The 25,728-nt window shown below is 63.5% G+C and carries 32 protein-coding genes; 21 read left to right on the forward strand and 11 right to left on the reverse strand.

The features are described from left to right. Positions 1-23: 23 nt before the first annotated feature. Positions 24-596 (reverse strand): DUF1134 domain-containing protein, encoded by a 573-nt coding sequence (locus EPJ54_RS13395; protein WP_135212248.1) that lies wholly within the window; start codon positions 594-596, stop codon positions 24-26. Between the two features lie 73 nt (positions 597-669). Here EPJ54_RS13395 and EPJ54_RS13400 point away from each other — a divergent pair, with 73 nt between their 5' ends. Next, the gene (locus EPJ54_RS13400; protein WP_135212249.1) at positions 670-1,197 is read left to right on the forward strand and encodes a potassium channel family protein; all 528 of its coding nucleotides are present in this window, start codon (positions 670-672) and stop codon (positions 1,195-1,197) included. A 34-nt stretch (positions 1,198-1,231) separates the two neighbouring features. On the opposite strand, the gene EPJ54_RS13405 is transcribed toward EPJ54_RS13400, so the two are convergent. Next, a complete protein-coding gene (locus EPJ54_RS13405; RefSeq protein ID WP_135212250.1) occupies positions 1,232-2,209 on the reverse strand; it encodes an acetyl-CoA carboxylase carboxyltransferase subunit alpha in 978 nt (325 codons plus the stop codon). A 165-nt stretch (positions 2,210-2,374) separates the two neighbouring features. Between EPJ54_RS13405 and EPJ54_RS13410 the strand changes: the two genes are divergently transcribed. The 13 genes from EPJ54_RS13410 (at position 2,375) to EPJ54_RS13470 (ending at position 14,599) form a co-directional block, all read left to right on the forward strand. Next, positions 2,375-3,424 carry an HpcH/HpaI aldolase/citrate lyase family protein gene (locus tag EPJ54_RS13410; protein WP_135212251.1) on the forward strand — a complete coding sequence of 350 codons (1,050 nt, stop codon included), beginning with the start codon at positions 2,375-2,377 and terminating at the stop codon, positions 3,422-3,424. Positions 3,425-3,687: 263 nt separating this feature from the next. Continuing rightward, positions 3,688-4,206: a CARDB domain-containing protein gene (locus tag EPJ54_RS13415; RefSeq protein ID WP_167755723.1), complete on the forward strand. Its 519-nt coding sequence runs from the start codon at positions 3,688-3,690 to the stop codon at positions 4,204-4,206. Between the two features lie 64 nt (positions 4,207-4,270). Beyond that, positions 4,271-5,497, forward strand: a complete 1,227-nt coding sequence (locus EPJ54_RS13420) for a dipeptidase (protein ID WP_135212253.1) — start codon at positions 4,271-4,273, stop codon at positions 5,495-5,497. Positions 5,498-5,543: 46 nt separating this feature from the next. After that, the gene (locus EPJ54_RS13425) at positions 5,544-5,990 is read left to right on the forward strand and encodes a YbgC/FadM family acyl-CoA thioesterase (RefSeq protein WP_135212254.1); all 447 of its coding nucleotides are present in this window, start codon (positions 5,544-5,546) and stop codon (positions 5,988-5,990) included. Positions 5,991-6,084: 94 nt separating this feature from the next. Further along, a complete protein-coding gene (gene tolQ, locus EPJ54_RS13430; protein WP_135212255.1) occupies positions 6,085-6,774 on the forward strand; it encodes a protein TolQ in 690 nt (229 codons plus the stop codon). Further along, on the forward strand, positions 6,774-7,244 hold the full coding sequence (locus EPJ54_RS13435; protein WP_135212256.1) for an ExbD/TolR family protein: 471 nt from the start codon (positions 6,774-6,776) through the stop codon (positions 7,242-7,244). Before tolQ ends, EPJ54_RS13435 begins: the two co-directional genes overlap by 1 nt. A 4-nt stretch (positions 7,245-7,248) precedes the next feature. Next, the gene (locus tag EPJ54_RS13440; protein WP_135212257.1) at positions 7,249-7,980 is read left to right on the forward strand and encodes a cell envelope integrity TolA family protein; all 732 of its coding nucleotides are present in this window, start codon (positions 7,249-7,251) and stop codon (positions 7,978-7,980) included. 11 nt (positions 7,981-7,991) lie between these two features. After that, positions 7,992-9,305, forward strand: a complete 1,314-nt coding sequence (gene tolB, locus EPJ54_RS13445; protein ID WP_135212258.1) for a Tol-Pal system beta propeller repeat protein TolB — start codon at positions 7,992-7,994, stop codon at positions 9,303-9,305. A gap of 106 nt (positions 9,306-9,411) precedes the next feature. Next, a complete protein-coding gene (gene pal, locus EPJ54_RS13450; RefSeq protein ID WP_135212259.1) occupies positions 9,412-9,909 on the forward strand; it encodes a peptidoglycan-associated lipoprotein Pal in 498 nt (165 codons plus the stop codon). A 43-nt stretch (positions 9,910-9,952) separates the two neighbouring features. Then, positions 9,953-10,819, forward strand: a complete 867-nt coding sequence (locus EPJ54_RS13455) for a tetratricopeptide repeat protein (RefSeq protein ID WP_135212260.1) — start codon at positions 9,953-9,955, stop codon at positions 10,817-10,819. Between the two features lie 15 nt (positions 10,820-10,834). Beyond that, the gene (gene tilS / locus EPJ54_RS13460) at positions 10,835-12,067 is read left to right on the forward strand and encodes a tRNA lysidine(34) synthetase TilS (protein ID WP_135212261.1); all 1,233 of its coding nucleotides are present in this window, start codon (positions 10,835-10,837) and stop codon (positions 12,065-12,067) included. 152 nt (positions 12,068-12,219) lie between these two features. Further along, positions 12,220-14,142 carry an ATP-dependent zinc metalloprotease FtsH gene (gene ftsH, locus EPJ54_RS13465; protein WP_135212262.1) on the forward strand — a complete coding sequence of 641 codons (1,923 nt, stop codon included), beginning with the start codon at positions 12,220-12,222 and terminating at the stop codon, positions 14,140-14,142. An 82-nt stretch (positions 14,143-14,224) separates the two neighbouring features. Then, positions 14,225-14,599: a VOC family protein gene (locus tag EPJ54_RS13470; protein WP_135212263.1), complete on the forward strand. Its 375-nt coding sequence runs from the start codon at positions 14,225-14,227 to the stop codon at positions 14,597-14,599. Here the strand turns inward: EPJ54_RS13470 and EPJ54_RS13475 are convergent. From EPJ54_RS13475 to EPJ54_RS13485, 3 genes are read right to left on the reverse strand one after another with little or no spacing between them, the layout of a single operon-like run. Then, positions 14,596-15,033 carry an SRPBCC family protein gene (locus EPJ54_RS13475; protein WP_135212264.1) on the reverse strand — a complete coding sequence of 146 codons (438 nt, stop codon included), beginning with the start codon at positions 15,031-15,033 and terminating at the stop codon, positions 14,596-14,598. The two genes, EPJ54_RS13470 and EPJ54_RS13475, sit on opposite strands and share 4 nt — an antisense overlap. Further along, a complete protein-coding gene (locus tag EPJ54_RS13480) occupies positions 15,030-15,554 on the reverse strand; it encodes an SRPBCC family protein (RefSeq protein WP_135212265.1) in 525 nt (174 codons plus the stop codon). The genes EPJ54_RS13475 and EPJ54_RS13480 overlap by 4 nt, the downstream gene beginning before the upstream one ends. Positions 15,555-15,563: 9 nt before the next feature. After that, positions 15,564-15,890 (reverse strand): ArsR/SmtB family transcription factor, encoded by a 327-nt coding sequence (locus EPJ54_RS13485; RefSeq protein WP_135212266.1) that lies wholly within the window; start codon positions 15,888-15,890, stop codon positions 15,564-15,566. 75 nt (positions 15,891-15,965) lie between these two features. Here EPJ54_RS13485 and EPJ54_RS20240 point away from each other — a divergent pair, with 75 nt between their 5' ends. Further along, positions 15,966-16,100 carry a hypothetical protein gene (locus tag EPJ54_RS20240; protein ID WP_275574757.1) on the forward strand — a complete coding sequence of 45 codons (135 nt, stop codon included), beginning with the start codon at positions 15,966-15,968 and terminating at the stop codon, positions 16,098-16,100. On the opposite strand, the gene pgsA is transcribed toward EPJ54_RS20240, so the two are convergent. Further along, positions 16,097-16,690 (reverse strand): CDP-diacylglycerol--glycerol-3-phosphate 3-phosphatidyltransferase, encoded by a 594-nt coding sequence (pgsA, locus tag EPJ54_RS13490; RefSeq protein ID WP_135212267.1) that lies wholly within the window; start codon positions 16,688-16,690, stop codon positions 16,097-16,099. The genes EPJ54_RS20240 and pgsA overlap by 4 nt on opposite strands. Positions 16,691-16,798: 108 nt before the next feature. Continuing rightward, complete coding sequence (gene uvrC / locus EPJ54_RS13495; RefSeq protein ID WP_135212268.1) at positions 16,799-18,919, reverse strand: excinuclease ABC subunit UvrC; 2,121 nt, start codon at positions 18,917-18,919, stop codon at positions 16,799-16,801. A 228-nt stretch (positions 18,920-19,147) separates the two neighbouring features. Here uvrC and EPJ54_RS13500 point away from each other — a divergent pair, with 228 nt between their 5' ends. The 4 genes from EPJ54_RS13500 (at position 19,148) to EPJ54_RS13515 (ending at position 21,492) form a co-directional block, all read left to right on the forward strand. Beyond that, entirely contained in the window at positions 19,148-19,498 is a 351-nt protein-coding gene (locus tag EPJ54_RS13500) for a hypothetical protein (RefSeq protein WP_167755724.1), read from the forward strand. A gap of 38 nt (positions 19,499-19,536) precedes the next feature. Further along, positions 19,537-19,824, forward strand: a complete 288-nt coding sequence (locus tag EPJ54_RS13505; RefSeq protein WP_135212270.1) for a hypothetical protein — start codon at positions 19,537-19,539, stop codon at positions 19,822-19,824. A 56-nt stretch (positions 19,825-19,880) separates the two neighbouring features. Next, positions 19,881-20,228, forward strand: a complete 348-nt coding sequence (locus EPJ54_RS13510) for a chorismate mutase (protein WP_135212271.1) — start codon at positions 19,881-19,883, stop codon at positions 20,226-20,228. Between the two features lie 229 nt (positions 20,229-20,457). Further along, positions 20,458-21,492 carry an SRPBCC family protein gene (locus tag EPJ54_RS13515; protein ID WP_135212272.1) on the forward strand — a complete coding sequence of 345 codons (1,035 nt, stop codon included), beginning with the start codon at positions 20,458-20,460 and terminating at the stop codon, positions 21,490-21,492. 102 nt (positions 21,493-21,594) lie between these two features. Here the strand turns inward: EPJ54_RS13515 and EPJ54_RS20440 are convergent, their stop codons facing one another. The 3 genes from EPJ54_RS20440 to EPJ54_RS13535 all read right to left on the reverse strand — a co-directional run bounded on the left by EPJ54_RS20440 (position 21,595) and on the right by EPJ54_RS13535 (position 24,226). After that, a complete protein-coding gene (locus tag EPJ54_RS20440; protein ID WP_167755725.1) occupies positions 21,595-22,287 on the reverse strand; it encodes a cold-shock protein in 693 nt (230 codons plus the stop codon). Between the two features lie 212 nt (positions 22,288-22,499). Continuing rightward, complete coding sequence (locus EPJ54_RS13530) at positions 22,500-23,117, reverse strand: VUT family protein (RefSeq protein WP_239590929.1); 618 nt, start codon at positions 23,115-23,117, stop codon at positions 22,500-22,502. Positions 23,118-23,398: 281 nt separating this feature from the next. After that, positions 23,399-24,226 (reverse strand): 23S rRNA (adenine(2030)-N(6))-methyltransferase RlmJ, encoded by an 828-nt coding sequence (locus tag EPJ54_RS13535; RefSeq protein WP_135212273.1) that lies wholly within the window; start codon positions 24,224-24,226, stop codon positions 23,399-23,401. 27 nt (positions 24,227-24,253) lie between these two features. Here EPJ54_RS13535 and EPJ54_RS13540 point away from each other — a divergent pair, with 27 nt between their 5' ends. Both EPJ54_RS13540 and EPJ54_RS13545 read left to right on the forward strand, forming a co-directional pair. Continuing rightward, positions 24,254-24,637, forward strand: a complete 384-nt coding sequence (locus tag EPJ54_RS13540; protein ID WP_135212274.1) for a VOC family protein — start codon at positions 24,254-24,256, stop codon at positions 24,635-24,637. Positions 24,638-24,639: 2 nt separating this feature from the next. Next, complete coding sequence (locus EPJ54_RS13545) at positions 24,640-24,912, forward strand: GNAT family N-acetyltransferase (protein WP_135212275.1); 273 nt, start codon at positions 24,640-24,642, stop codon at positions 24,910-24,912. A 34-nt stretch (positions 24,913-24,946) separates the two neighbouring features. On the opposite strand, the gene EPJ54_RS13550 is transcribed toward EPJ54_RS13545, so the two are convergent. Then, positions 24,947-25,606, reverse strand: coding sequence for a peroxiredoxin (locus tag EPJ54_RS13550; RefSeq protein ID WP_135212276.1), 660 nt, complete (start codon positions 25,604-25,606; stop codon positions 24,947-24,949). Positions 25,607-25,728: the final 122 nt, after the last annotated feature.

Raw genomic sequence — 25,728 nt, forward strand, 5'->3', positions numbered from 1 at the left:
GCCGTGATGCTGCGCGTGCGCGCTTAGAATGGATTCAAGCGGCGGCGACGCGAATAGGCGAGGTAGCCAATGTTGGCGCCAAGGCGGAAGCCGACGCCGGCGCGCATTGGCGCCAACGTGACGCCATCGCGGCGCTGATAGTTCACGCCAACGCCGCCAACGAAATAGGCGGAGCCATCAACGCCCGGGAAGCGCTGAAAGATCTGATCGGGATCGCGCATGCCATAGACGAGGGTGAACACTTTGGCCGCGTTGCCGCCAGTGTCGAAGCCAATCGATGGGCCTTGCCAATAGACGCGCGTGACGCCGCTACGGCCCTTCAAGCGCAGGCGCCCATCGCCATAACGGAGACCGATGCCGATCGCGCCGGAGCCTTCTTCGCCTTGAATGTAGCCGTTGGGGCGCCCGTTCTCGGCGAACACATGGGAGACAACCGCGGCGACACCTTCAGCTCCAGCGCCGAAAAAACGCTCGGCGGCGTCCACGATTTCCGGCTCGGAATAAGTGTGGTCGTCCTGCGCAAACGCGGCGGCGGGCGCAAGCAGGCTTGCGCCAAGACCGAGAGCAAGGGCGCGGCGCGAAAGATCATCCGTCATGAAATCGTCTCCGAATACGGGAGCAATATAGCGATCTAGCGGGCGATTGCAGCAGATCCCGGATGAGCGGGCGATGAACGCCGCTGTTGAGGTCAATCAATGCGGGGCACGGCGGACGGTCCAAGGCTCGGGCGGTATGGAAGTTCCCCTTTCCCAACTCGTGCTCAATCTGGGCGCGGCCACTCTTATGGTGACGGTCACAACGCTGACGCACTTTTTCGGGTTGCTGGGGCTGACGCGTTTGATGAGTGGCGCCCATGTGCGCTTGCGTACGCACGAGGGCGCGTGGCGGCAGGCCAGCATGATCCTCTTGGTCGTGTTCGGCATTTTCGCACTGCACACCGTGCAGGTTTGGACTTATGCGGTGCTGTATCGCGGGCTTGGAGAGTTTAGAACATTCGAGCAGGCGCTCTATTTTTCGACGGTGAGCTTTTCGACGTTGGGCTTTGGCGATTTGACGCTTGGCGTCAATTGGCGCGTGTTGGGCGCGATCGAGGCGGTGAATGGCTTGGTGCTGATCGCCTGGTCCACGGCGTTCCTGATGAACGTCACCAACCGATTGCGGTTGCTGGAGCACGAATGGTTGGAGCCCAAAGGCTGAGCGCGCGTGCGAGCTGCCCCGCCGCTGCCAATTCTTAGGCCGCGCCGGCCTCGGCTTCGAAGCGGCCGATCGCGAGGAAGCGGTCGCGGCGTTGGGCGCGGAGGCCTGCGGCGTCGAGTTTGCCGAGATCATCGAGCGCTTCGGCGATCGCCGCGCCGACGGTGGCGATGGCCGCACCCGCTTCGCGATGTGCGCCGCCGAGCGGTTCTTTGACGATTTGATCGATGACTTTGAGTTCGAGCAGATCTTGCGCCGTGATCTTCATCGCGGTCGCGGCGTCTTTGGCGCGGGCGCTGTCTTTCCAGAGGATCGAAGCCGCACCCTCGGGACTGATCACCGAATAGATCGAGTGTTCGAGCATCAGCACTTTGTTGGCGGCGGCGATGGCGATGGCGCCGCCCGAACCGCCTTCGCCGGCGATCACGGCCACCATCGGCACGCCGAGCGTGAGGCAGCGTTCGGTGCTGCGCGCGATGGCTTCAGCTTGGCCGCGCTCTTCAGCGCCGATGCCCGGATAAGCGCCAGCGGTGTCGACGAAGCTAACAACTGGAAGTCCGAATTTGTCGGCGAGGTCCATCAAGCGCACGGCTTTACGATAGCCCTCGGGGCGCGCCATGCCGAAATTGTGCTTCAGGCGATCCTGCGTGGTGCGCCCTTTCTCGTGGCCGAGCACCAGTACAGGCCGGCCCATGAATTTGCCGGTGCCGCCGAGGATGGCGGCGTCTTCACCATAGGTGCGGTCGCCGGAGAGTTCGATGAAATCGGTGACGAGGGCGGCGACGTAATCGCGGAAGCGCGGACGATCCTGGTGACGCGCCACTTGCGTTTTTTGCCAGGGGTCGAGCTTCGCATAGATCGCGGCGAGTTGGCTCTCGGCTTTGGTCTTCAGGCGCGAAAGTTCGACGCCTTGGCTGATCGCGTCCGCGCCCGAGGCTTCCGCCAGGGCGGCGAGTTCTTCGATCTTCGCTTCGATCTCGGCGACCGGCTTTTCGAAATCCAGATAGGTGCGCAAGGCTCGTCCTCGGGCGCAGGGCGGCTCAGGCCCCGCCGGAAGGGGCGGACAATAGCGGCGGCCGGTTGAGCTTCAAGGTAAAGCGCCAGCTTGGCGGGCTGGATTGCACTCTTGCCCGGTCCGGATCATGTTGCAGGCGCGAACAGAACAGGATCGAGACGCCCCATGAAGCCACCCCGTCAGTTTTTCGCGCCGCTGGCGAGCGGCGCGCCGGAGCCCATGCGCGAGCTGCCTGTCCGGGTCGAGCGGATGATCCATTTCGTGCCGGCCCATAATGAGAAGCTGCGCGCGCGTGTGCCGGACATGGCCAAGCAGGTCGATGTGATCCTGGCCAATCTGGAAGACGCGATCCCGGCTGATGCGAAGGACGCCGCGCGCGCCGGGGCGATCGAGATGGGCAAGAGCTTTGATTTCGCCAAAGCGGGCGTCGGCTATTGGAGCCGCATCAATGCGCTCAATTCGCCGTGGCATTTGGATGATGTGACCGAACTCGTTGCGAACGTCGGCAATCAGCTCGACGTCATCATGGTCCCGAAGGTCGAGGGCCCGTGGGACATTCATTACATGGATCAGCTGCTCGCGCTGCTTGAAGCCAAGCACGACGTGAAGCGCCCGATCATGTTGCACGCGATTTTGGAGACGGCGCAGGGCGTGGCGAATGTCGAAGCGATTGCGGGCGCGTCGCCCCGCATGCACGGCATTTGTTTGGGGCCGGCGGATTTGGCGGCGTCGCGCAAGATGAAGACGACGCGCGTCGGCGGCGGCCATCCGGGCTACAAAGTGATTAGCGATCCGGTCGAAGGCGAAGCGCAACGCGCGTCTGCGCAGCAGGATTTGTGGCACTACACATTCGCACGCATGGTCGATGCGTGCGTGATGCATGGGCTGAAACCGATGTACGGCCCGTTCGGCGATTTCGCGGATGAAGCCGCGTGCGAGCAGCAATTCCGCAATGCGTATCTGATGGGCTGTGTTGGCGCTTGGAGCTTGCACCCGTCGCAGATCGCCATCGCCAAGCGCGTTTTCTCGCCGGACCCGGATGAAGTGAAACTCGCCAAGCGCATGATCGACGCGATGCCTGATGGGACGGGCGTGGCGCTGGTCGACGGAAAAATGCTCGACGACGCGACCTGGAAGCAGGCGAAAGTGATCGTCGATCTCGCCAAGCAAATCGCTGAGAAAGAGCCGGAGCTGAAGGCGGCTTACGGGCTCTAAGATTGGTGTAACGGGGGTCACTGGGGCCGGCGAGGAGAGCGCTTACGTTCTCCTCGTCATGAAAACGCGCCACCTCATCCTGCTGATCTTCGTCACCGTTTCGTATTTCGCGGTGGCGGTGATCGCATCGCCGTCTTGGGCGGGGTTCTAAGTGAAATCGGTGTTCTGAACGCGTGCAGCGTGACGCGCGTCACCGTGCGTTCAGTTGCATGCAGCTAGCCTCATTGCGCGGTGGGTGGGGTGTTTCCGTGGGAGGAAGCTCCATGATGCATACATTGTTCGCCGGCGTTGCCGCGGCGACGTTTCTTACTTTTGGCTTTGGCTACAATGATGCGGCGTACGCGCAGCAAGTGACGCGCGCGCAGCCGGCGCAAGTCGGGCCTGTCGCGAACGATCGCTTGGTCGCGCGTACGATCGATTTGCATCCGATCCCGTCACGCATTGAGCATGGCGTGGTCGCGGTGCGGAACATCGGCACGACGGCGTCCGCGCCCTCAATCATCACTGTGAATTGCCATGTGCCGGGGCAGGAGGGCGGCTGCGTGGACGTGCCCGAGCGCTTGCTCGCGGGCTACGCCAATCCCGCCTATCCCAACCGCCTCGTGGTCCAAGTGCCCGCGATCCAGCCGGGGCGCGTCTACAATCACACGCTGAGTTTCTGGGACAACATCGTCTGGCCGGCCGGCGCCTATCAGTTCGATTTCGTGGCCGACGCCGGCGCTACGAATAACGAGAGCCATGAGGCCAACAATACCGGCTCTCACGTCTGGAACGCGCCATAAGCATTGAAAACGCCCGGCAAATGAAGCACCACCTATCCCGATATCGGGATAGGTGGGAAATTTCATGCGCAAGCTTCCGAGTGTTTTGTTCGCCGCCGCTTTGATCGCTGCGCCAAGTCTCGCGCTGGCGCAGACGCCGCCGAATGCGCAGGAGCGTGCGCGCATTGACCGGATATTGCGCCGCACGCCGCTGATCGATGGACACAACGATCTGCCGTGGGAAATCCGCGATAGCCACAACAACAATCTCGATGCCGTCGATCTCAATAGCGATACGCGCCAGCTCACGCCGCCGCTGCATACCGATATCGCGCGCCTGCGCGAAGGCCGCGTGGGCGGGCAATTCTGGTCGGTCTATGTGCCGGCGGCCCTCAAAGGCACTGCGGCGACCGAAGCTGTGTTCGAGCAGATTGATCTCACCCGCCGCATCATCGCGCGTTACCCGCGCGCGTTCGAATTCGCCGATAGCGCCGACGACATCGTGCGTATCCACCGCGCCGGCCGCATCGCTTCGATGTTCGGCATGGAGGGCGGCGAGGCGATCAACAACAATTTGGCGATGGTGCGCGAATTCCGCCAAGCGGGCGTGCTCTATATGACTCTGACGCACGGCCAGAACACCGATTGGGTCGATAGCGCCACGGCCGAGCCGCAGCACGGCGGGCTGACGCCGTTCGGTGAGGATGTCGTGCGCGAGATGAACCGCGTCGGCATGCTGGTGGATCTGAGCCACGTGTCGGCCGATGCGATGCGCGATGCGCTGCGTGTCAGCACGGCGCCGGTGATTTTCTCGCACTCCTCGGCGTTTGCGATCACGCCACATCCGCGCAACGTGCCGGATGACGTGCTGGAGCTGGTGCGCGCCAATGGCGGCGTGGTGATGGTCAATTTCTATCCGGGCTTCGTCGACAACAACGTGCGCAGCTGGAGTGCGAACCGCGCCGCTGAAGAAGCGCGGCTGAAGGCGCTCAATCCTGGCAGCGCTGCTGCGGTGAGCCAAGGGCTGGTCGCGTGGGCGGCGGCAAATCCGCGTCCGACAACGCCGCTCTCAGCTGTCGCCGATCACATTGAGCACATTGGCCGCGTCGCCGGCCGCGCGCATGTCGGCATTGGTTCGGATTATGACGGCGTGCCGTTCCTGCCCGAAGGTCTGGACGGCGTGGAAGATTATCCCGCGCTGTTTGTCGAGCTCGCGCGCCGGGGCTGGAGCGATGCGGAGCTGGCGGGCCTCGCCGGCGGCAATCTCTTGCGAGCGCTTCGCCAAGCCGAACGCGTCGCCGCGCGGGATTGAGGCGCAAGCCTTGGCTCTCTTGCTCTCAATCGTGTAGCGCTACCGCATGAGCCAAGACGCCCCCAGCGCCGGCCGGTTCGAGGGCCGGGTCCATATTTTGCCGGTGCGGATCTATTACGAGGACACGGATTTCACCGGCCTCGTCTATCACGCCAATTACGTCCGCTATTGCGAGCGCGGGCGCAGCGATTTTCTGCGCCTCGCCGGTGTGCGCCATTCGCTGTTGCTGGCGGAGGCCGAGCCGCTGGGCTTTGCGGTTAACAAAGTTAACCTCGAATTTCTGAAGCCGGCCTGGATCGATGACGCGCTGATCGTCCGCTCCATGTTCGAAACAATCAAAGGCCCGCGCATTTTCATCAGTCAGGAGATTGAGCGGGCGGGGGAAATCCTGGTTCGCGCCGAGGTCCAAGTCTGTTGCATAAGCCTCACAGGTAAGCCCAAGAGGCCGCCACCGGTGCTTTTGGACCGGCTTAAACCATTTCTAGAGCCGTGAGCGTCCAGCTTTTGACAAACTCCCCTGGCCTTAACGCACAGGTTAAGCCAGCGGGGGCGCGGCTGAATCCTTAGTCGCGGAAGCGGGAGCGAGCATGGAATCCGGCGCAGAACAGATCACCGTCTTTTCGTTGTTCCTTCAGGCCGACCCGGTCGTGAAGGCGGTGATGCTGATCTTGGCTATCGCCTCGATCTGGTCGTGGGCAGTGGCCGTCGACAAATGGATGCAATTTGGCGACCTGGAGCAGGCCGCACGCAAATTCGAACGCGATTTCTTTTCGGGTCGCACCGTCGATGAGATCGACGATCGCGGCGGCGACAAGCCGCGCGATGCGCTGGCGCGGGTGTTTGCGGCGGCCTCTCGCGAATTCCGCGAAGCGCGTCGCACCGGAATGCCGACGGGTGACGCCGCCAATCTTCTGCTCGCGCGCGCTGATCGCCTGATGCAAGCGCAAGTCTCGCGCGAACTCGGCCGCGCTTCGCGCAATTTGGGCGTGCTCGCCACGGTGGGCGCCGCATCGCCGTTCATCGGCCTCTTCGGCACGGTTTGGGGCATCATGAACGCCTTCACCGACATCGCCGAGCAACAACAAACCAATCTCGCCGTCGTGGCGCCCGGCATTGCCGAAGCTTTGTTCGCGACCGGCCTCGGTCTTGTCGCCGCTATCCCTGCGGTTATTTTCTACAACAAGTTCTCGGGCGATCTCGATCGCTTCGCGGATCGTCTTGAGACGTTCAGCGATGAAGTCGCCGCGCGTCTATCGCGCCGTCTGGGCGAACGCTAATGGGCATGGGTTTAGCGCCCTCGTCGGGAGGCGGGCGTCGCGCACGACGTCGCCGCGGCCGGCTCAGCGAAATCAACGTCACGCCGTTCGTAGACGTGATGCTCGTGCTGCTCATCGTGTTCATGGTGACGGCGCCGCTGCTGACTGTGAGCATTCCCATCGAACTGCCGCGCACGGAGGCCAAGCAATCGCCAGCCGAGACCGAGCCGCTCTCGATCACCATTCGCGATGACGGCGTCATCTTCCTTCAGGAAACCCAAGTCACGATCGAAGAATTGGTGCCGAACCTGCGCGCCATTTCCGACAACGGCTATGATCGCGCGATCTACATTCGCGGCGATGCACGCACGTCGTGGGATACGATGGCGCAAGTGCTGGCGAGCGTGAGCTCTGGCGGCTTCACCAAGCTGCAATTGGTGACGGACACCCAAGAGGGCGGCCAACGACGCGCGTCTGGCGGGGGCGACTAGGCACATGCGCCCCGGCGTCTTCGTCTCGATCATCGGCCATATCGGCGCCGTCTGGATGACGATGCTGGCTTGGGAGGCGCGCCCCGCGCTGCTGCCGATGGCGGGCGCTGTGGTCCCGGTTGAGATCGTGGACGTCGCGGTGGAGTCCAACGTGCGCGCGCTGCAAGAAGCGGACGCGCAGGAAGAAGAAACCGCAGCACAAGACGAGACGATCCCTGAAGAGGCGGAGACAACGCCCGCTTCGGCGCCTGAACCCGCGCCGCGCCCACGCGATCGGAATCGGGACGCCTTCGAAGAATTGCTCAACGATCCAGGCCTGATCGACCGCAGCAAGGATCGTGCGCGCCCGCGTCCAAACAACGGCGAAATCGCGGAAAACACGCGCCAAGGCGCGGGGCCAGGCACGGCGGAATATGTGGCGCTTGAGGATCGCGCCCGCGCTCTGGCGCGCGCGCATCTGCGCCGCTGCTGGCGCATGCCGGCCGATTTGCCCGATCCCGATCGCTTGGTGGTGACGGTTGAATTCGATCTCAACCGCAACGGAACACTGAACGGCCAGCCGCGCGTTACCAACCCGCGCAATTCGACGTTCGACCCCGCCATGCGCACGGCTGTTGAAGCGGCGCTGCGAGCCGTCCGTACCTGTGATCCTTTCCCGTTCGCTGACGATCCAGTTGTTGGTGAGCGTTATGACGTCTGGCGCCGGCAGGTTTATACCTTCCGTCCGAGTTTGTGAGAGAGACCAAAATGCGCTTGATCCGAGCCTTTTTCGCCGCGTTCGCCGTAGCGCTTCTCTTTGCCTTCGCGGCCCCCGCAAGCGGGCAGCTCCGCGTGGACATCAACGAAGGCCACCTCAATCCGATGCCTATTGCGGTGAACGATTTCATGGGCGGCACGCCGGCGGCCCAGCAGGTCGGCCGCGATGTTGCGGGCGTGATCCGCGCCAATCTCGAACGCTCCGCGCTTTTCCGTCCAATCCCGTCGAGCGCCTTTATCGAGCGTATCAGCGCCATGGAAGTGCCGCCGCGCTTTGCCGATTGGCGCATCATCGACGCACAAGCTCTGGTCGTCGGCCAAGTCACGCCGCTGCCGGACGGCCGCATCCGCATCGAGTTTCGCCTGTGGGATACGTTTGGCGAAACGTCGCTGACCGGTTTCCAATACGCAACCACACCGGACAATTGGCGCCGCATTGCGCACCGCATCTCGGATCAAATCTACGAGCAGCTCACCGGTGAGCGCGGCTATTTCGACACGCGCATCGTGTTCGTGTCCGAAAGCGGCCCGCGCACGCGCCGTGTGAAGCGGCTGATGATCATGGATCAGGACGGCGCCAATCCGTTCTTCCTGACGGGCTCGGATGCAATGGTGCTGACGCCGCGCTTCTCGCCCTCGACGCAAATGATCACGTACATGAGTTTCGAGACGGGCGCGCCGCGCGTGTTCCTCTACAATCTCGAAACCAATCGCCGTGAGGTGCTCGGTGATTTTCCGGGCATGACGTTCTCGCCGCGCTTTGCGCCGGATGGCTCGCGTATCGTGTTCACGCTCGATATGAACGGCAATTCCGAGATTTTCTCGATGGACATGCGCTCGCGCGCACGCACCCGCCTCACCAACCACGCCGCGATCGATACATCACCGAGCTATTCGCCGGATGGATCGCAGATCGTGTTCAATTCGGATCGCGGTGGCTCACCACAGCTTTACGTGATGAATGCCGATGGTTCGGGCCAGCGCCGCATCAGCTTCGGTGAAGGCCGTTACTCAACGCCGGTGTGGTCGCCACGCGGCGATCTCATAGCGTTTACGCGTCAAGGTGGTGGGCGTTTTGCAATCGGCGTTATGCGCCCCGATGGTTCTGGTGAACGCATCTTAACCGAAAGCTATCTCGACGAAGCGCCGACGTGGTCGCCTAATGGGCGTGTGATCATGTTCTTCCGCGAAGGACGCGGCACGGGCCCACGCTTGTGGTCCGTTGACCTTACCGGGCGCAATTTGCGTGAGATTCCAACGCAAACGGACGCATCTGACCCGGCTTGGTCGCCACTTTTGCCGTGATCACGTCACGTTTCTGCGCTAGGAACAATTCGTCTTGTGCAACATTATCGCTCCGAGCCGGGGCGCGAGCGTTCGCTGAACGCCACGCTGAAAGGGGACTAACCATATGCGTAAGTTTTTGATCGCCACCGCCGCTGTCGCGTCGCTCGCTGCATGCGCCAGCCGCCCGGAGCCGACCCCGACCCCGACGCCGACCCCGACGCCGCAGGTTGAAACGCCGCAAGGCCCGGTCCCGGGTTCGGTTGAAGACTTCCGCGTGTCGGTCGGTGATCGCGTGTTCTTCGGCTATGACCGCTTCGATCTCTCGGCTGAAGCCCGCTCGGTGCTCGAGCGCCAGGCTGCTTGGCTCCGCCAATATCCGAACGTTCGCATCCTCGTCGCCGGCAATGCCGACGAACGCGGCACGCGTGAATACAATTTGGCGCTCGGCGCCCGCCGCGCCGCCGCTGTGCGCGACTATCTCGTCTCGCTCGGCGTCGCCGCGAACCGCACCGAAACCGTCTCGTACGGCAAGGAGCGTCCGCTCGACCCGCGCACCAACGAGGAAGCCTGGAGCGTGAACCGCAACGGTCACACGCAGATCGTTTCTGGCGCTGTCTCGTAAACGTCAAAATTTGGCCCGAGCGAGTCGGCTAGGAACTTCGCCCATGACGCATCGTTCGGCCTCCATTTTGAAACACACCCGGCTCGCGGCTTTCATCGCCGCGGCCGGGCTTTCTTTTGCAGCGCCCGCAATGGCGCAAACCACGTTGCCGCCGCCGGCTTTCGGCCAGGCGGATGCGCGCCAGGATCGCATCGAGGAGCTGGAAGGCCAGCTCCGCGAAGCCACGGCTGAAAACGAGCGCCTGCAATACGAAATCATCCAACGCGATCGCGAGATCACGCGCCTGCGCGGCATGGTGGGCGAACTCGCTGGCGTGAACCAATCTCTCTCGACGCCGCCCGCAGAGGGGGCCGCGCCCGCGCCGGGTGCTGCGACCCCCGCGCCGAATGGCGGCGGCGGCCAAGCTTCCAATTCCGGCCTGAACGAGGCGCAGCGCGCCGCTGTCGGGACGCTCGGCGCTATACCGGCCGCGACTGCGCCTTCGGGCAGTAACCCACCGCCCGCAGCTGCCGCAGCGCCAGCCGATCCGGCCGCGCAATACAGTCGCGCGCGCGAGTTGCTTGTCGCGGGCCAACTCGCCGAAGCGGAGACGGCGTTTGCAGATTTCCTGCAAGCCCATCCGCGTGCGAACACCGCCGTCGATGCACGTTTCTGGCTCGCCTACACGCAGCTGGCGCGCAACAATTACAACGATGCGGCCACAAACTTCCTTGCATACATGCGCGCAGCGCCGAACGGTCCGCGGGCGGCCGAAGCGCAAGTGCGTCTCGGCATGGCGCTCATCGGCGGTGATCGCCGCGCCGAAGGCTGTGGCGCGTTCACCTCGCTCGCCACGCGCTATCCCAACGCGCCGCGCAACATCCGCGACCTCGCCACCCGCGAAGCCCGCGCCGCGCAGTGCGGCGCTTAATTCACTGAAGCCATCATGCTCGATCGCCTAACGATCGAGCGCATGCGCGCCACCGGCGGCCCGGTGCTTGTCGCGCTCTCTGGCGGCGGCGATTCCGTTGCGCTGTTGGGTATGCTTGTTGCGGAATTTGGTGCTGATGCGGTGCGCGCAGGTGTGGTGGATCATGCCTTGCGCGAAGGCTCCGACGCCGACGCACGCCGCGCCCTCGGTTTCGCTGAGGCTGTGCGCGTGCAGGGCGCACTTCTCACGCTCGCTTGGCCAGAAGGCGCAAACCGCGCCCAGCAAGCGACGCGCAAAGCACGGTACGCGGCGCTCTGTGAACATGCCCGCCAGATCGGCGCCCACGTAATCGCCACCGCTCACAGTTCAGACGATCAAGCAGAGACGGTGTTCATGCGCGCCGGCGTCGGTTCAAGCTGGCGCGGCCTTGCCGGCATCGCGCCCTTTGCCGCCGCGCCGATCTGGCCGGAAGGACGCGGTCTCTATGTCGCGCGGCCGTTGCTAGGCGCCCGACGCGAGCAGCTGCGTGCTTATCTGCGCGAGCAGGGCGCCGAATGGATCGAAGATCCCGCCAACGCCAATCCGAGATTTGAACGCGTGCGTATCCGCGCGCGGCTCGCAAACTTGGAGGCCGCGGGTTTTGATCCAATGCGGCTCGTCGCACTCGCGGCGCGCTTGCGTACCCAGGCTGACGCGCTCGATCGCGCGGCGCTCGCGCTGATCGAGCGCGCGGCCACCTTCGAGCCCAACATCTCGATCACGCGTGATGCGTGGCGTGCGCCAGATCTTGTGCGTCAACGCGCGCTGGCCGTTCTCACGGCGGCGGCAAGCGGTGGCGCGCGCGAGGCGTCGCTGGCGACGATGGCGGAGCTTGAGCCGCGCGTGGTCGCGCCGGACTACGAAGGCGGCACACATGGTGGTGTCGGCTTCCGCAATGCTGGCGCGCGACTCGTTCTGAGCCGCGACCCAGGCGCCGTGCTTGGCCGCGCTGACGGCGCAGCGCCGCTACATTCCGTCGAGCTACCGGTAAACGTGACTAAGGTTTGGGACGGCCGCATTGCGATTACCGCGCGCGAACCCGGTTGGCGCGCCGTTCCAGAACGTAACGCCGCCTTCGTCGCCGTCGAAAAGGGCGGGCGCCGTTTGACGCTGCAAGCCGCCAACGGTCTGCTCGACTGGCGTTCCCTTGCGCGGGATCGTGTGTCGCATGCGCTGGGCGCTACGGTTAATCCGCCGAAACCCTTGTGAAATTAGGGCAAATTTCCACGTTCGCGTTCACCGGCCCTTGACCGGGATCGTGCTAGTTGGGGGTGTTCAGCGGCGGGCGCGGTCCCTATCTTGCTGAAGGAAGAGTTTCCGCGCCGGGCACGAACGCTCGGCGGCGGCCAGAAGGTTGCTCAATGCCGATCCGTTCATTGCTGATCTGGGGCGTCGTCGCTCTCGTTCTCGTTGTTTTGTTCACCGTGATGCAGGGGCCCAACGCCAGCCGCAACGCGGAGGAACTCTCCTATTCGCAGCTCTTGAACAAGGTTGAGGCGGGCGAGATCCGTTCGGTCACGACCCAGGGCGACGCGCTGCTGGCGAACGCGTCGGGCGACAAGACCTACATCACCTATCTGCCGAATGGCACGATGGCGCCGGTTGTCGATCGCCTCGACGCAGCGAATGTTGAAGTGAAGACGGAACGTCCTCAGCGTGGCCCAGGCTTGGGCGATATTCTGCTCGGCGTGCTGCCGATGCTGCTGCTCATCGGCGCCTGGTTCTTCTTCATGCGCCAGATGCAAGGCGGCGGTCGCGGCGCGATGGGCTTTGGCCGGTCGAAAGCCAAGCTGCTGACGGAAGCCAAAGGCCGCATCACGTTTGAAGACGTCGCCGGCATCGATGAAGCCAAGGAAGAGCTTGGCGAGATCGTCGAGTTCCTGAAAGACCCAGGCAAGTTCCAACGCCTCGGCGGCAAGATTCCAAAAGGCGCGCTGCTCGTTGGTCCGCCCGGCACCGGTAAGACGCTGCTCGCACGCGCGATCGCGGGGGAAGCCAACGTGCCGTTCTTCACGATCTCGGGTTCTGACTTTGTCGAAATGTTCGTCGGCGTCGGCGCCAGCCGCGTGCGCGACATGTTCGAGCAAGCCAAGAAGAACGCGCCGTGCATCATCTTCATCGACGAAATCGACGCGGTCGGTCGTCATCGCGGCGCCGGTCTCGGCGGCGGCAACGATGAGCGCGAACAGACGCTCAACCAATTGCTCGTCGAGATGGACGGCTTTGAAGCCAATGAAGGCATCATCCTGATCGCGGCGACCAACCGTCCAGACGTACTCGATCCGGCGCTGCTGCGTCCGGGCCGCTTTGACCGTCAGGTCGTGGTGCCGAACCCCGATGTCTCGGGTCGCGAAAAGATCCTGCGCGTGCACACGCGTAACGTGCCGGTGGCGCAGGGCGTCGATCTGAAGACGATCGCGCGCGGCACGCCGGGCTTCTCCGGCGCCGATCTCGCCAACCTCGTCAACGAAGCGGCGCTGCTTGCGGCCCGCCGCGGCAAGCGTGTCGTCACCAATCGCGAATTCGAAGACGCGAAAGACAAAGTCATGATGGGCGCTGAGCGGCGCTCGATGGCGATGAGCGAAAAGGAAAAGCAGCTCACGGCCTGGCACGAAGCCGGCCACGCGATCGTGGCGCTCAACGTGCCAGAGAGCGATCCGGTGCACAAAGCCACCATCGTGCCGCGCGGTCGCGCGCTCGGCATGGTGATGCAGCTGCCGGAAGGTGATCGCTATTCCATGAATTACACGCAGATGACGTCACGCCTCGCCGTGATGATGGGCGGTCGCGTCGCTGAAGAATTGCACTTCGGCAAAGACAAAGTGACGTCAGGCGCCTCGTCGGACATCCAGGCCGCCACGTCGCTGGCGCGCAACATGGTCACGCGCTGGGGCTATTCGGATCAGCTCGGCCTCGTTGCCTACGGCGACAATCAGGAAGAAATCTTCCTCGGCCATTCCGTCGCGCGCACCAACAACATTTCGGGCACGACGGCGAAGCTGATCGAGGATGAAGTGCGTCGCTTCGTCAACGAAGGCTACGAGAAGGCCAAGCAGATTCTGACCGAACGCGCCGAAGACCATCGCCGCCTCTCGGAAGCGTTGCTCGAGTATGAAACGCTGTCCGGCGAAGAGATCGCGATTATCCTGCGCGGCGAAAAGCTCGACCGCCCGGATGATTCCCCGCAAGCGCCGCTGCCGCCGACCTCGGCGCTGCCGGTGACGGATGAGGACGAAGCGCCAGCCCGCGGCGGTTGGGGCGGCGCCGCTCCGCAGGGCGCATAAAAGGGCGCATAAGACACGAACCGCCGGCCACTGGCCGGCGGTTTTGTTTTGGGGCTAGGGTTGCGCCTCAGAGGAGGCGCCCATGCTTGCTGCAGCATCATTCACGCCGTTGATCGGTACGCTGAAGCCCGACGCCGCGAAGGCGTTTTACGGTGACGTGCTCGGGCTCAAATTCGTCAATGATGACGGCTTCGCGCTTGTGTTCGAGGGCAAGAACGGCAGCATCCGCATCTCGCGCGTGCCCGCGGTGACGCCGCCGGCCTACGCTGTGCTGGGCTTCACCGTCGACAACATCGAAGCGACCGTCGATGGGCTCACCGCGAAGGGCGTCGTGTTCGCGCGCTATCCGTTCTTTGTGCAGGACGCGAAGGGGATTTGGTCCGCCCCGGATGGCGCGAAGGTCGCGTGGTTTCACGATCCGGATTTGAATCTGCTGAGCTTGGTGCAACCGGCCTAGGCTAACGCACTCACCAGATCGCCGATGATCTTCGTCCAACCTTGTTGCGTGCGCTCCGCGTACTCCGCCCAATCGGGGTGCAGGCGATGCGTCAGCACCAGCGCGCAGCTTTCGCCTTGCGGCGTGAGCTCGATCGTCACGACGCTGAGATCGCCTTGCTCGGCATCGACGCCCCAGGTGAAGACCAGCCGACGCGGGCGATCGATTTCGCGATACGTGCCGGTGTGATTGATCTCTACGCCTTGGCGCGTGACGCGGTAATTGAACCCGCCGCCCACATACGCCTGATTGCTGAGGCTGACGATCTGCTCGTCGCGCAGATGTGGGCCGAACATGAAGCGGCCGATCCAAACTGGATCGAGCCAGGCGTCGAACACGCGCTCTGCCGTTGCTTGGATTGTGCGTTCGACGCGGATGCTTGGCGCCTCGCTCATAGGCGCGTCTCATACGCTTCGTGCGCGGCGACGACGTCAGCCCAGAAATGATTGGCCGGCTTGCCCGCGAGCACGCTCGCCAGCGTTTCCAGATGCGCCGTCCAGCCGCCGGCGAAATCGCGCAGCGACGCTTCCGTGTCGATCTTCGTGTGGGTGAGCTTCAGGTGCGTTTCCTCACCCTTCGCGGTGAACTCGAAGCGCACCTCTGAAACATGCTGCTCGCCATCGCCCCATGTGATCGCGAGCAAGCGCGGGGGATCGAACGCGAGCACGCGGCCGGTCATCGGAAATTCGCCGCTCTCCATCTGCGCCCAGCGTTCGGGCGGCTTTTCGCTGGTGATGTTGCGGTGTGCGAAGAGGATGCTGAAGGCTTGGCCGTTAGCGCTCAGCGTATCGCCGCCTGTGAACCAGCGGCTGCGTTTGTCGCCGTCGACGAAATATGACCACACGCGCGCGATCGGCGCTTTGAGCGTGCGTTCGAGGACGAAGGTGTCAGGCGCCGTGGCGCGACCGAATTCCATGATGAGCTCCTAATCCTTGTGTTCGGCCAGCGCGCGCTCGAGCGCGTCGAGCCTGGTGTTCCAGAAGGCGCGTTGCTGCGCGATCCAGGCGGCGGCTTCGTCGAGCGGGGCGGGGTTCAGCGAAAGAACGTGCTCGCGACCGGATCGGCGCCGGCGCACCAAAGTGGCGCGCTCCAGGATGCGGATGTGCTTGGAGACGGCGTTAAGCGACATCGCGAACGGCGCGGCGAGATCGGTGACGCGGGCTTCGCCGGCGGCCAACCGGCTGAGGATCGCGCGCCGGGTCGGGTCGGCTAGGGCCAACATCGTGTCGTCGAGGGCTGCGGCTGCGGACATATTCAACCAATAGGTTGAATAATTGCGTGCGTCAACCCTGCTCTGGCCCTGCCAGGGCGGATCAGTTATGCGGGCGTGACTCTGATTTTGTGGGCGAAGCCGATGCTCGACTTCTTTTTGATGTTCACCAACCCCGCCATGATCGCGATCCTGGCCTTCATCGCGGCCATCATCGTGCTGAACGTGATCGAGTTCGGTCGCGTCGACTAATTGCGCTTCAAGAGCGCGCCCAGATATTGCGCGCCGCTCAATAGCGCCAACGCCGCCGCCGCCCAGATCAGCACGCGCGCGGCCCAATCCAGACCATCAACGATGCCGGCGTCCGCCTGCAAAAGCGCAGCGGTCTGAAACGCCAGGAACGCGCCGACGCCCGCCATCTCGGCGGCGGCTTTCCATTTGCCGAGCTGGCTGACGGGCAGCGATTTGCCTTGCGCGGAGATGCCTTCGCGCAAGCCGGCCACGGCGACGTCGCGGCCAAGGATCAGCACCGCAGCGGCGACCAAGCCAATCGGCAGCGCCGCGAAGGCGAGCGCGACCAGCATGCACGTGATCAGCACTTTGTCGGCGGCGTGATCGAGGGCGGCGCCCAGCGGCGTCACCGCGTCGAGCTTGCGCGCGAGATAGCCGTCGAGCCAATCGGTGAGGGCGGCGATCACAAAGAAGACGAAGATCAGCGCGTAGATGAAACCCGCGCGATGGGGAGCATCGTAAAGCAGCGTCGATGCGTAGAGCACCGCGCCCGCGAGCAGGGGCGCTGCGACGATGCGGAACGCAGTGAGCATGGTTGGAAGGTTTTTCACGTCGTTCAACCTTCGGACCGCCGGCTTCCAGCCGGCAATTGTGTTTCAGCAAGGCGGCGCTTGTACATGTGCAAGCAGCGTGTGCCGGCTGGAAGCCGGCCGTCCGCACTAGCGTTTGTTGTCGTGGAAGAAGTCATAGATGCGCTTCGCCAGTTCTTTGTTGACGCCTTCGACGCCTTCCAATTCCGCCAAGCCCGCCCGCGACACGCCGCGCGCTGAACCGAAGCGATCGAGCAGCGCGCGTTTGCGCGCAGGGCCGATGCCGCCGATTTCGTCGAGCGGATTCTTCGCGATGCCGGCGCTGCGTTTGCCGCGATGGGCGCCGATGGCGAAGCGGTGCGCTTCGTCACGCAACCGCTGCAGATAGTAGAGGACGGGGCTTTTCTCGTCGAGCCGGAAGGGCGCGCGCCCCGGAATGAAGAAGCGCTCGCGGCCTGCATCGCGGTCAACACCCTTGGCGATGCCCGCGATGCGGATTTTGTTTTTGAGGCCGAGCTCTTCGAGCGCTTCGAGTGCGGCGTTGAGCTGGCCTTCGCCGCCGTCGATCAGCACGAGATCCGGCCAGGCGGCAAACTTGGTGTCGCTGGCTTCGAAATCGCGCTCCTTGGAGAAATCAACGCCGCCATCTGCGATTTTGCCGCCGCCTTCCGATGCTCCCCCGTTTACGGGGGAGTTGTCGCGAAGCCACTGAGGCGGCGAAGCGGCGCTGTCTTCATGCGGACTTTCCTCCTCCGGCTCGCGGACGCTCGCCACCTCCCCCGCTTGCGGGGGAGGCGTTTCGTCGTCTTCGCGCTCCGCCAGCATCCGCGCGAACCTCCGTCGGATCATGGCTTTCATCATCGCGAAATCGTCGCCGTTGAACTCGGCGGTCTTCATGTTGAACTTGCGGTACTGGTTCTTGATGAAGCCTTCGGGCCCCGCGACAATCATGGCGCCCAGCGCGTTCGTGCCTTGGATGTGCGAGTTGTCGTACACCTCGATGCGTTCAGGGCGCTGCGCTAAGGCGAACACTTCTTGCACGCCGTCCAGCAATTTCGCGACGCTGCCGGTTTCGGCCATACGTCGGCCCAGCGCTTCGCGCGCGTTGAGCAAAGCGGCTTCCACGATCTCGCGCTTCTCGCCGCGCTCCGGCTTGCGGATTTCGACCTTGCACTCGGCGCGGATGCAGAGCGCTTCTTCCAGCAATTCGCGATCGGTGGGTTCGATATTGGTGAGCACGAGCTTTGGCGGTTCGCGGTCGTCGTAGAATTGCGCAAGGAAGGCGGAGAGAATTTCCGCCGGCGCTTCTTCGACATTGTGGCGCGGGAAGTACGCGCGATTGCCCCAGTTTTGGCCGGCGCGGAAGAAGAACACCTGAATGCAGGATTGGCCGCCTTCATTGTGCAGCGCGAACACATCGGCTTCATCGAACGTGGACGGGTTGATGCCTTGCGAAGCCCGCACGCTGGCCAGCGCGCGAATGCGATTGCGCAGGCGCGCGGCGTGTTCGAACTCAAGCTTGTCGGCGGACTCGCGCATCTCGACCGCCAGGCGATCCTGGAGTTCGACCGAGCGGCCTTCGAGGAAATCGACGCTGTCCTTCACCAGCGCGGCGTATTCTTGTTCGTTCACGAGCCCGACGCACGGCGCTGAGCACCGCTTGATCTGAAACAACATGCAGGGCCGCGTGCGGCCGGTGAAGGTAGAGTCCGAACATGAGCGCAGCAGGAAGGCTTTCTGCAACGTGTTGAGCGTGCGGTTGACGGCGCCGGCGCTGGCGAACGGGCCGTAGAATTTGCCTTTGAAGCTCTTGGCGCCGCGATGCTTTTGCAGCGCCGCGAAATCGTGATCGGTGCGGATGGCGATGTACGGGAAGCTTTTGTCATCCCGCATCAGCACGTTGTAGCGCGGCTTCAGCCGCTTGATCATATTGGTTTCGAGCAGCAGCGCTTCGGTTTCAGTCGCGGTGACGATGATTTCCATCGACGCCGTCTGATGGATCATGCGATAGATCGCGTTGGTGTGGCCGCGGCCCTGCGCGTACATCGAGACGCGGTTCTTCAGGCTCTTGGCTTTGCCGACGTAAAGCACCTCGCCGTCAGCGCCGAGCATGCGATAGACGCCGGGCTTGGCCGGCATGCGCTTCCACGCATCGCGGATCGCCTCGATGCCTTTCAGCTCGGGGGGCGGCGCGTCCTCGCCGGGCAGGCCCTCAAGTTCGGGCAGGGTGGGTTTGTCGGCGCCGCTCATTCCAAGTCTGCAATCTAGACCATCACAAATGGGGATTGATGGTCGTTGATCATATCGCCCTACGGGGGTACGCCTTGTGGAAATCTCGCCCAGAACGAGAACCGGTCCAGGGGAGGCGCAATGCTTAGGTGGGAACGGGCGCTTAGCGCCGGGCTCGCCGTGGCCGCATGGGGAGCGCCGAATGCGCTAGCCCAGGACATGCGGGTGCGGGGGTATCTCGAACATGGCATGGCTGTCCATGCCGCCGCGGGCTATGCGCGCGACCAAACCATTCCAGATTTGGAAACGCCGATGCGGCTCGACCAGCCGCATCTCTGGTCGATCTATCTGAACCAGGGCGTGAATTATCGCATCTACGGCGCGTGCGACGATGCCTGCGCCGATCTCGATATGGAAGCGTATGGCGCGGACGGCGCGTGGATCACGCGACACACCGCGCGTGACGACACGCCGTTCGTTCAGATCACGCCCACCCAATCCGGGCGCCATTTCGTGCGGCTTTGGCTTTACGCCTGCGCCGCCGAGACATGCGCCGTCGCCGCCCGCGTCATGTCTGGGGGAAGCCCGACAGCACGCTGATGTTCAATCAACGGGGCGGGGGCTCGGAAGATTTCGATATGATCAAAGTGATTGTGGTGCTGGCCCCAGATGCGGCCATGCGTTTGGCTGGCGCGTCGCAGCAGGATGTTGCGGAGGCGCGTCGGCGTACTTTGGCGCTGGCGCGGTTTTGGGCGCGCGACCTGCGCTCGGACATTCACATTAGTTACGCAGACGGCCCGCCGCCTGACGTAAAGACTGGCTCTTCGATCCGCATTCCGGTCGTGTTTCGCGGCATCGGCAAGGCTGAATTGCGGGTCGTCGGCGATGTCTTTGACCCCTCAAAAGGCAAGTTCCGGCGCTCCTAACCCTGCGGCCCCGCGCCCCCTGGACGACCATTGCTGATCGGCCCAAGAGACAAATTATGGATGATGTCCGACACGACAAACTGAAGGCCGAGGGCGATTTCGCAGCGCTCGACCCGCTCGATTGCAAAACCATGCTCGATGTCCGCGCTGGCGTGGACGAGATCGACCGCATGCTGGTGGCGCTGATTGCGCGCCGTCAGGGCTATATGGACGCCGCCGCCCGCATCAAGCCGAGCCGTTCGGTGGTGCGTGACGAGGCGCGGATCAATCAGGTTCTGGCCAATGTGAAGGCCGAAGCCGAGAAATACGGGCTCTCCTGGGCCATCGCCGAGCCGGTGTGGCGCGAGATGATGGAACGCTGCATCGCCTACGAATTTGATGTCTGGGACGCCACACGCGGCTGAGTTCGCGTTGTGCACATGCTGTGGTGGGTTCACCCATCGCGTTGCATCGTGGTAACCCTCCGGCTCTGGGGGGGCGCTATCCGGGTTGGCTGATGGCGCTCAAAAACTTGGTAAAGGTTCGCGCTTGGCGCGATACTGAGCGCGCGTTTGCAAGCGTGCAAGGTCGCGCGTGGCGGGCCGGTTCCACCAATGATAAGGCGTTTCGCTTCCGCGAAGGGGAAGGCGGCGCATGAGGTGGTTTCTCTGGTTTGTTTTGGTGATCGCTTTGATCACGGGGGCGCTCTACGGCGTCGGCCGCTTCCTGTTGCCCAACAATCTCGAAGTCGTGCGTGAAACCACGGTCGAGCGCCCGCGCGCCGCGGTGTTCGCGATGATCAATGATCTGCGCATCGCGAAAGAATGGTCGCCCTTCTACGCGCGCGATCCGGACGCCGACTACAGCTTCTCCGGCGAACCGGGCTCGGGCCAGTCTATGCGCTGGTCGAGCAATGTGCGCGAAGTCGGCGCCGGGCGCATGTCGATCGTCAATTCCTCGGAGAACGAAGAGGTCGAAGCCATCATCGAGATCGGTGAACGCGCGACGCTCAACTCACGCCAAGAATTGCGCCGCGTCGAAACCGGCACGCACGTGCAATGGCGCGTGACGGCGCAATGCGCCGATACCTGGATCAACGTGCCGTGCCGCTACATGAACCTCGTCATGCGGGGCATGGTGCAGACTGAGCTCGACAACGGCTTGGCGCGTTTGAAGACGCTGGCCGAGCAATTGCCGAACGTCGATTTCGAAGGCCTCAATCCGATGTTCGATACGGTTGAGCCGCAATCGTTCGTCTATTCGACGGTGGAGACCTCGACCTCGGATCAAGCCGAAATCGATCGCGCCGAAGCCATCGGCCTCGATCAAGTTCGCCGCTTCATGACCGAATACAATCTGACGCAAGCTGGGCCTTTGGTGCGGGTTGTCACGGATTTTGACGCCAATAGCGGGCGCATGAGCTTCCGCGTGGGCTATCCGTTCTCGGGCCCGACGCCGCTCACCGTGGTGGGCGTGCAGCTTGGCCAAACGCCGTCAGGCGAGGCGATGCATGTGTTGGTCGAAGGCTCGCGCACGCAAGTCCGCACCGCCTATCTGCAGATGAACGCGTATCTCCAAGCGCATCGCGTGCCGCTGCGCGAAAACGGCTTGCCGTGGGAAGTTGTGCATCAACAAGCCACGCCCGAAGGCGGCCAGACGCGCATCGAGATCTTCATGCCGCTGCAATGATCCGAGTGCGGGGTCTTCAGACGAGCGCCGCCAATGTCGGACGAGAAATGAAAAAGGCCCGCCGTTTCCGGCGGGCCTTTAATTTTGCGCTCAACGCAAAGATCAGTCGTTGATCTTCAGGTTCACGGCCTTTGGACCTTTGCCCTTCGTGTCAGGCAGGGTCTGGAAGTTGACCTTCTGGCCTTCGACGAGCTCCGTCAGGCCAGCGCGTTCGACAGCACTCACGTGGACGAACACGTCCGCGCCGCCGCCGTCCGGCGTGATGAAGCCGAAGCCGCGCGCGCCATTGAAGAATTTCACGACGCCATCCTGCGGATCACCCAGGGGCTGACGCGGGGGGCGATCGCCGCCGCCGAAGCCGCCGCCGCCTTCACGCGGGCCGCTGCGGAAACCGCCGCCGCCGCCACCGCCACGATAGCCGCCGCCACCGCCGCCGCCGCCGTAACCACCGCCGCCGCCGCCGCGATAGCCGCCACCGCCGCCACGATCACCGCCGCCGCCGTAGCCGCCGCCACCGCCGCCGCGATATCCGCCGCCGCCGCCGCGATCACCACCACCGCCGCCGAAGCCGCCACCGCCGCCGCGATACCCGCCGCCGCCGTAGCCGCCACCACCGCCGCCACGGTCACCGCCGCCGCGATAGCCGCCGCCACCGCCGCCGCCGTAACCACCGCCGCCGCCGCCGCTTTCACCACCAAATTCCGGCGTCGCGTCACGTTCACGACCGCGGCCGCCGCGCTTGTCTTTCTTGCGATCGTTGTCGTTGTCGTCGCCAAAATCGTCGTCGAAACTCATTTCCACTTTTTCCTGATTAGAGACCGTGGCGCACGCCAACGGTCGCGCGCACGCAAGGGCGTCCGCACGGTACCGCGAATTTCAGCTTTGTTGGGGGAAAGAAAACTTGCCGCACGCTGCGGAACTTCGCACCTTCGCCGGGCTCTTCCGGCTTTTCACGTACTCAGCTTATGCTGGAGGGCCCGAACCTAAGCAAGCGGCAAAGTGCGGGTTTACGCCGGATTCATCTCGTTTGCTGCGGTTTTGCGCTCTTGCGCTGCAACAATCTGAGACACCACCCAGGCGCCCAAGAGCTTTGAGGCGATGCCGGTCAGCACCGTGCCCCAGGCGAAAATGTCGGGCACGACGAACGAAGCGAGCCAGATAAAGACCACCTGATCGAGCGGCGCCGAGGCCAGGCTGGAGATCATGATCCGCTGGGAAAGCGGGCGCTTGGAGAAGGTGTAAACCGCCCAATCGACGCTTTCGCTGATGAGAAACGCCGCACCGCTCGCCACCACGATGGTGATCCAGGAGGTGAGCGTCGAGAGCGCGAGGCCCACGATCATCGCGCCCCAGACCCAATGCTTGATCTCGCGCTGGGTGAAATCGCGGACGACCAGAACGAGGCCCGTCACGATCGCGAGCGGCTGAAAGGCGCCGCCGCCGAGATATTCCGGAATGGGGAAGGTTGGCACCGCCGCGAACGACCAATTGATCAGCGGCATCAGGCCGACATAAAGCGCCGTCCACCGCCGCCCGGCCAAGAACAAGCCCGCCATCGTCGCCAGAACGATCGGCACGGCGATGTGCGGCTGTTGCAGGTATTCCAAGATTTCGGTGGCGTTCATGGAGGCGGAGCCTGCCCGAAGCCGGCCTGCTTCGTCCAGCGTGACCAAAGGCACAGAGCCCCGGCGCGATCGCGGTTAGCTTCCACTCATCGCAAGACGCGATCGCGGAAAAGCAAATTTTGGGAGCACGCCGATGACGAAGTTCTACAGCCTGATCGCCGCCGCCGCCGTGTTCGTCCCGGTTGCCATGGCCACCCTCAACCAAGCTGCGATGATCGTCTCCTGAACTAAGTAGAGACACTCGTGGCAAGGGGGAAAGGGCGCGGAGCGATCCGCGCCCTTTAACTTGTGACGAGGCGCCAACCGCTTTTGCCCTTGGTCAGCGCATCGGCCAGGAAGGGCAGAGCTTCGCGCAGGGCTTCTTCCAAACCGTAGGGCGGGTTGATCAAGAAGATGCTGGAGCCGACGAGCTTGCCCTCGGGCGTCACGGCCGAGGTCCAAAGATCGGCGCGGAGCGTTTCACGGGCGCCGTGCGTATGGATTTCCGCGTCGGCTGCATTGAGCGCGCTTTCGCTCTTCATCGGCCGCCACCAGAGATACGAGCCGTGACCGAAGCGTTTCAGCGCGCGTGTAATCGTTTGCGCCGAGGTGGCGAGCTCATCCGGCTGCTCATAGGGCGGATCAATTACAACCAGGCCGCGCTTCTGCGTCGGCGGCAGCAGCGCGCCCAGCGCTTCATAACCATCGCGCGCATGCAGCCGCACGTTCGCTACGCGCGGCAGGGAGCGGCGCAGCGCCGCGTATTCCTCGGGATGGAGTTCGCACGCCGCCAATGCATCGTCCGGCCGCAGCGCGGTGGTGATGAGCGCCGGCGAGCCTGGATAGATGCGCAGCGCGCCGTCCGCGTTGAAGCTGCGGATCGCATCGAGATAGCGCGCGATCAGCGGCGGCGGATCGGGCCAATCCCAGAGCCGACCGACGCCATCGCGCCATTCCGGGCTGCGCTCGGCTTCTTCCGCCGCGAGATCGTAGAGGCCGCGTCCAGCGTGCGTGTCCAACACCGCAAACGGCGTCGGCTTGCGCTTCAGCGCATCGAGGCAGAAGAGCAGGGCGGCGTGCTTAAGGACGTCAGCGTGGTTGCCGACGTGGAAGGCATGGCGATAATTCACCGCATCGACTTAGCCGGAGGCGAGGCAATGGCAAAGGTGTTGGGTGTCGGCGGCGTGTTCTTCAAATCGCGTGACGGTGATGCGGTGCGCGAATGGTACGGCCGCGTGCTCGGCATGGAATTCTCGGATTGGGGCGGGGCGCTCTTCCTGCCGCAAACCGCCGCCGCGCATCCAGGTGCTGCCACCGTGTTTAGTTCGTTCAAGCACGACAACGATTATTTCGCGCCCTCGGACAAGGAATTCATGTTCAATCTGATGGTCGATGACCTCGACGCGGTGCTCGCGCGCGCCAAGGCCGAAGGCGTCGAGCCGGTGAAGCTGTTCCCGAACGAGGCCAACGGCAAGTTCGCGCACATCATGGATTTGGAAGGCCGCAAGATTGAGTTGTGGCAACCGAAACCTATGTCATGAGCATGAGCCAAGTTCGCGACAATGCCGACCACCACCGCTACGAACTCGACGCGCCCGAGGGCAATTCGTTCGCGGATTACCGCGACGCGCAAGGGACCCGCCAAATTCTCCACGTCGAAACCGCGCCCGAAGCGCAGGGGCGTGGCTACGCGGCGAAGCTGATGGACGGCATCGTCGAAGACGCCCGCGCCAACGGCCGCAAGATCACACCGTTCTGCTCGTATGCGCGCGCATACTTTGCGCGGAATAAGAGCGCGGGCGACGTGCTGGGATAAGTGAAGAGGGCCGGCGTGAAGCCGGCCCTCGAATTTACTTCGGTTGCGGCACGACGCGCAGATACGGCTTCACCGTCGTCCAGCCATTCGGAAAGCGCGTCTTGGCTTCGTCGTCCGATACGGCCGGCACGATGATGACGTCTTCGCCGTTCTTCCAATTCACCGGCGTCGCCACTTTGTGGTTGGCCGTGAGTTGGATCGATTCAACGAGACGCAGCACTTCATCGAAATTGCGGCCCGACGACATCGGATAGATCAGCATCGCCTTGATCAGCTTGTCCGGGCCGATGATGAACACCGTGCGCACCGTCGCGTTCGTCGCCGCAGTGCGGCCTTCGGAGGTGCCGCCCGTATCCGCCGGCAGCATGTCATAGAGCTTCGCGACGTTGAGATCGCTGTCGCCAATCATCGGGTATTGCACGTCGCCGCCGGTGACTTCTTTGATGTCGCCGCGCCAACGCTCGTGGTTCTCGACCGGATCAACGGAGAGGCCGATGATCTTCACGTTACGCTTTTCAAACTCCGGCGCGAGCTTGGCCAGATAGCCGAGCTCTGTCGTGCAGACCGGTGTGAAATCTTTCGGGTGCGAGAAGAGAATGCCGTAGCTGTCGCCCAGCCATTCGTGGAATTTGATCCGGCCCTTAGTGGTTTCCGCTTCGAAATCCGGGGCTTTGTCGCCGATACGCAGCGCCATGTTGGGTCTCCTAAATGTTTGCTTGGCCGCGAGATAGCACTTGAGCTGCGGCCCCGCCACAGAAGATGGGCTTCTCGCGGGCGCGAACAATATAGCCGCGCTTAACGAAAGCTGCGGCATAA

This window comes from Vitreimonas flagellata, from assembly GCF_004634425.1.
Classification (GTDB): domain Bacteria; phylum Pseudomonadota; class Alphaproteobacteria; order Caulobacterales; family Aquidulcibacteraceae; genus Vitreimonas; species Vitreimonas flagellata.

Bases quoted from the DNA above. Each gene is read 5' to 3' on its own strand.
- EPJ54_RS13395 (WP_135212248.1), bottom strand. From the start codon at position 596: ATGACGGATGATCTTTCGCGCCGCGCCCTTGCTCTCGGTCTTGGCGCA.
- EPJ54_RS13400 (WP_135212249.1), top strand. From the start codon at position 670: ATGAACGCCGCTGTTGAGGTCAATCAATGCGGGGCACGGCGGACGGTC.
- EPJ54_RS13410 (WP_135212251.1), top strand. From the start codon at position 2,375: ATGAAGCCACCCCGTCAGTTTTTCGCGCCGCTGGCGAGCGGCGCGCCG.
- EPJ54_RS13415 (WP_167755723.1), top strand. From the start codon at position 3,688: ATGATGCATACATTGTTCGCCGGCGTTGCCGCGGCGACGTTTCTTACT.
- EPJ54_RS13420 (WP_135212253.1), top strand. From the start codon at position 4,271: ATGCGCAAGCTTCCGAGTGTTTTGTTCGCCGCCGCTTTGATCGCTGCG.
- EPJ54_RS13425 (WP_135212254.1), top strand. From the start codon at position 5,544: ATGAGCCAAGACGCCCCCAGCGCCGGCCGGTTCGAGGGCCGGGTCCAT.
- tolQ (WP_135212255.1), top strand. From the start codon at position 6,085: ATGGAATCCGGCGCAGAACAGATCACCGTCTTTTCGTTGTTCCTTCAG.
- EPJ54_RS13435 (WP_135212256.1), top strand. From the start codon at position 6,774: ATGGGCATGGGTTTAGCGCCCTCGTCGGGAGGCGGGCGTCGCGCACGA.
- EPJ54_RS13440 (WP_135212257.1), top strand. From the start codon at position 7,249: ATGCGCCCCGGCGTCTTCGTCTCGATCATCGGCCATATCGGCGCCGTC.
- tolB (WP_135212258.1), top strand. From the start codon at position 7,992: ATGCGCTTGATCCGAGCCTTTTTCGCCGCGTTCGCCGTAGCGCTTCTC.
- pal (WP_135212259.1), top strand. From the start codon at position 9,412: ATGCGTAAGTTTTTGATCGCCACCGCCGCTGTCGCGTCGCTCGCTGCA.
- EPJ54_RS13455 (WP_135212260.1), top strand. From the start codon at position 9,953: ATGACGCATCGTTCGGCCTCCATTTTGAAACACACCCGGCTCGCGGCT.
- tilS (WP_135212261.1), top strand. From the start codon at position 10,835: ATGCTCGATCGCCTAACGATCGAGCGCATGCGCGCCACCGGCGGCCCG.
- ftsH (WP_135212262.1), top strand. From the start codon at position 12,220: ATGCCGATCCGTTCATTGCTGATCTGGGGCGTCGTCGCTCTCGTTCTC.
- EPJ54_RS13470 (WP_135212263.1), top strand. From the start codon at position 14,225: ATGCTTGCTGCAGCATCATTCACGCCGTTGATCGGTACGCTGAAGCCC.
- EPJ54_RS13475 (WP_135212264.1), bottom strand. From the start codon at position 15,033: ATGAGCGAGGCGCCAAGCATCCGCGTCGAACGCACAATCCAAGCAACG.
- EPJ54_RS13480 (WP_135212265.1), bottom strand. From the start codon at position 15,554: ATGGAATTCGGTCGCGCCACGGCGCCTGACACCTTCGTCCTCGAACGC.
- EPJ54_RS13485 (WP_135212266.1), bottom strand. From the start codon at position 15,890: ATGTCCGCAGCCGCAGCCCTCGACGACACGATGTTGGCCCTAGCCGAC.
- uvrC (WP_135212268.1), bottom strand. From the start codon at position 18,919: ATGAGCGGCGCCGACAAACCCACCCTGCCCGAACTTGAGGGCCTGCCC.
- EPJ54_RS13500 (WP_167755724.1), top strand. From the start codon at position 19,148: ATGGCTGTCCATGCCGCCGCGGGCTATGCGCGCGACCAAACCATTCCA.
- EPJ54_RS13505 (WP_135212270.1), top strand. From the start codon at position 19,537: ATGATCAAAGTGATTGTGGTGCTGGCCCCAGATGCGGCCATGCGTTTG.
- EPJ54_RS13510 (WP_135212271.1), top strand. From the start codon at position 19,881: ATGGATGATGTCCGACACGACAAACTGAAGGCCGAGGGCGATTTCGCA.
- EPJ54_RS13515 (WP_135212272.1), top strand. From the start codon at position 20,458: ATGAGGTGGTTTCTCTGGTTTGTTTTGGTGATCGCTTTGATCACGGGG.
- EPJ54_RS20440 (WP_167755725.1), bottom strand. From the start codon at position 22,287: ATGAGTTTCGACGACGATTTTGGCGACGACAACGACAACGATCGCAAG.
- EPJ54_RS13530 (WP_239590929.1), bottom strand. From the start codon at position 23,117: ATGAACGCCACCGAAATCTTGGAATACCTGCAACAGCCGCACATCGCC.
- EPJ54_RS13540 (WP_135212274.1), top strand. From the start codon at position 24,254: ATGGCAAAGGTGTTGGGTGTCGGCGGCGTGTTCTTCAAATCGCGTGAC.
- EPJ54_RS13545 (WP_135212275.1), top strand. From the start codon at position 24,640: ATGAGCCAAGTTCGCGACAATGCCGACCACCACCGCTACGAACTCGAC.
- EPJ54_RS13550 (WP_135212276.1), bottom strand. From the start codon at position 25,606: ATGGCGCTGCGTATCGGCGACAAAGCCCCGGATTTCGAAGCGGAAACC.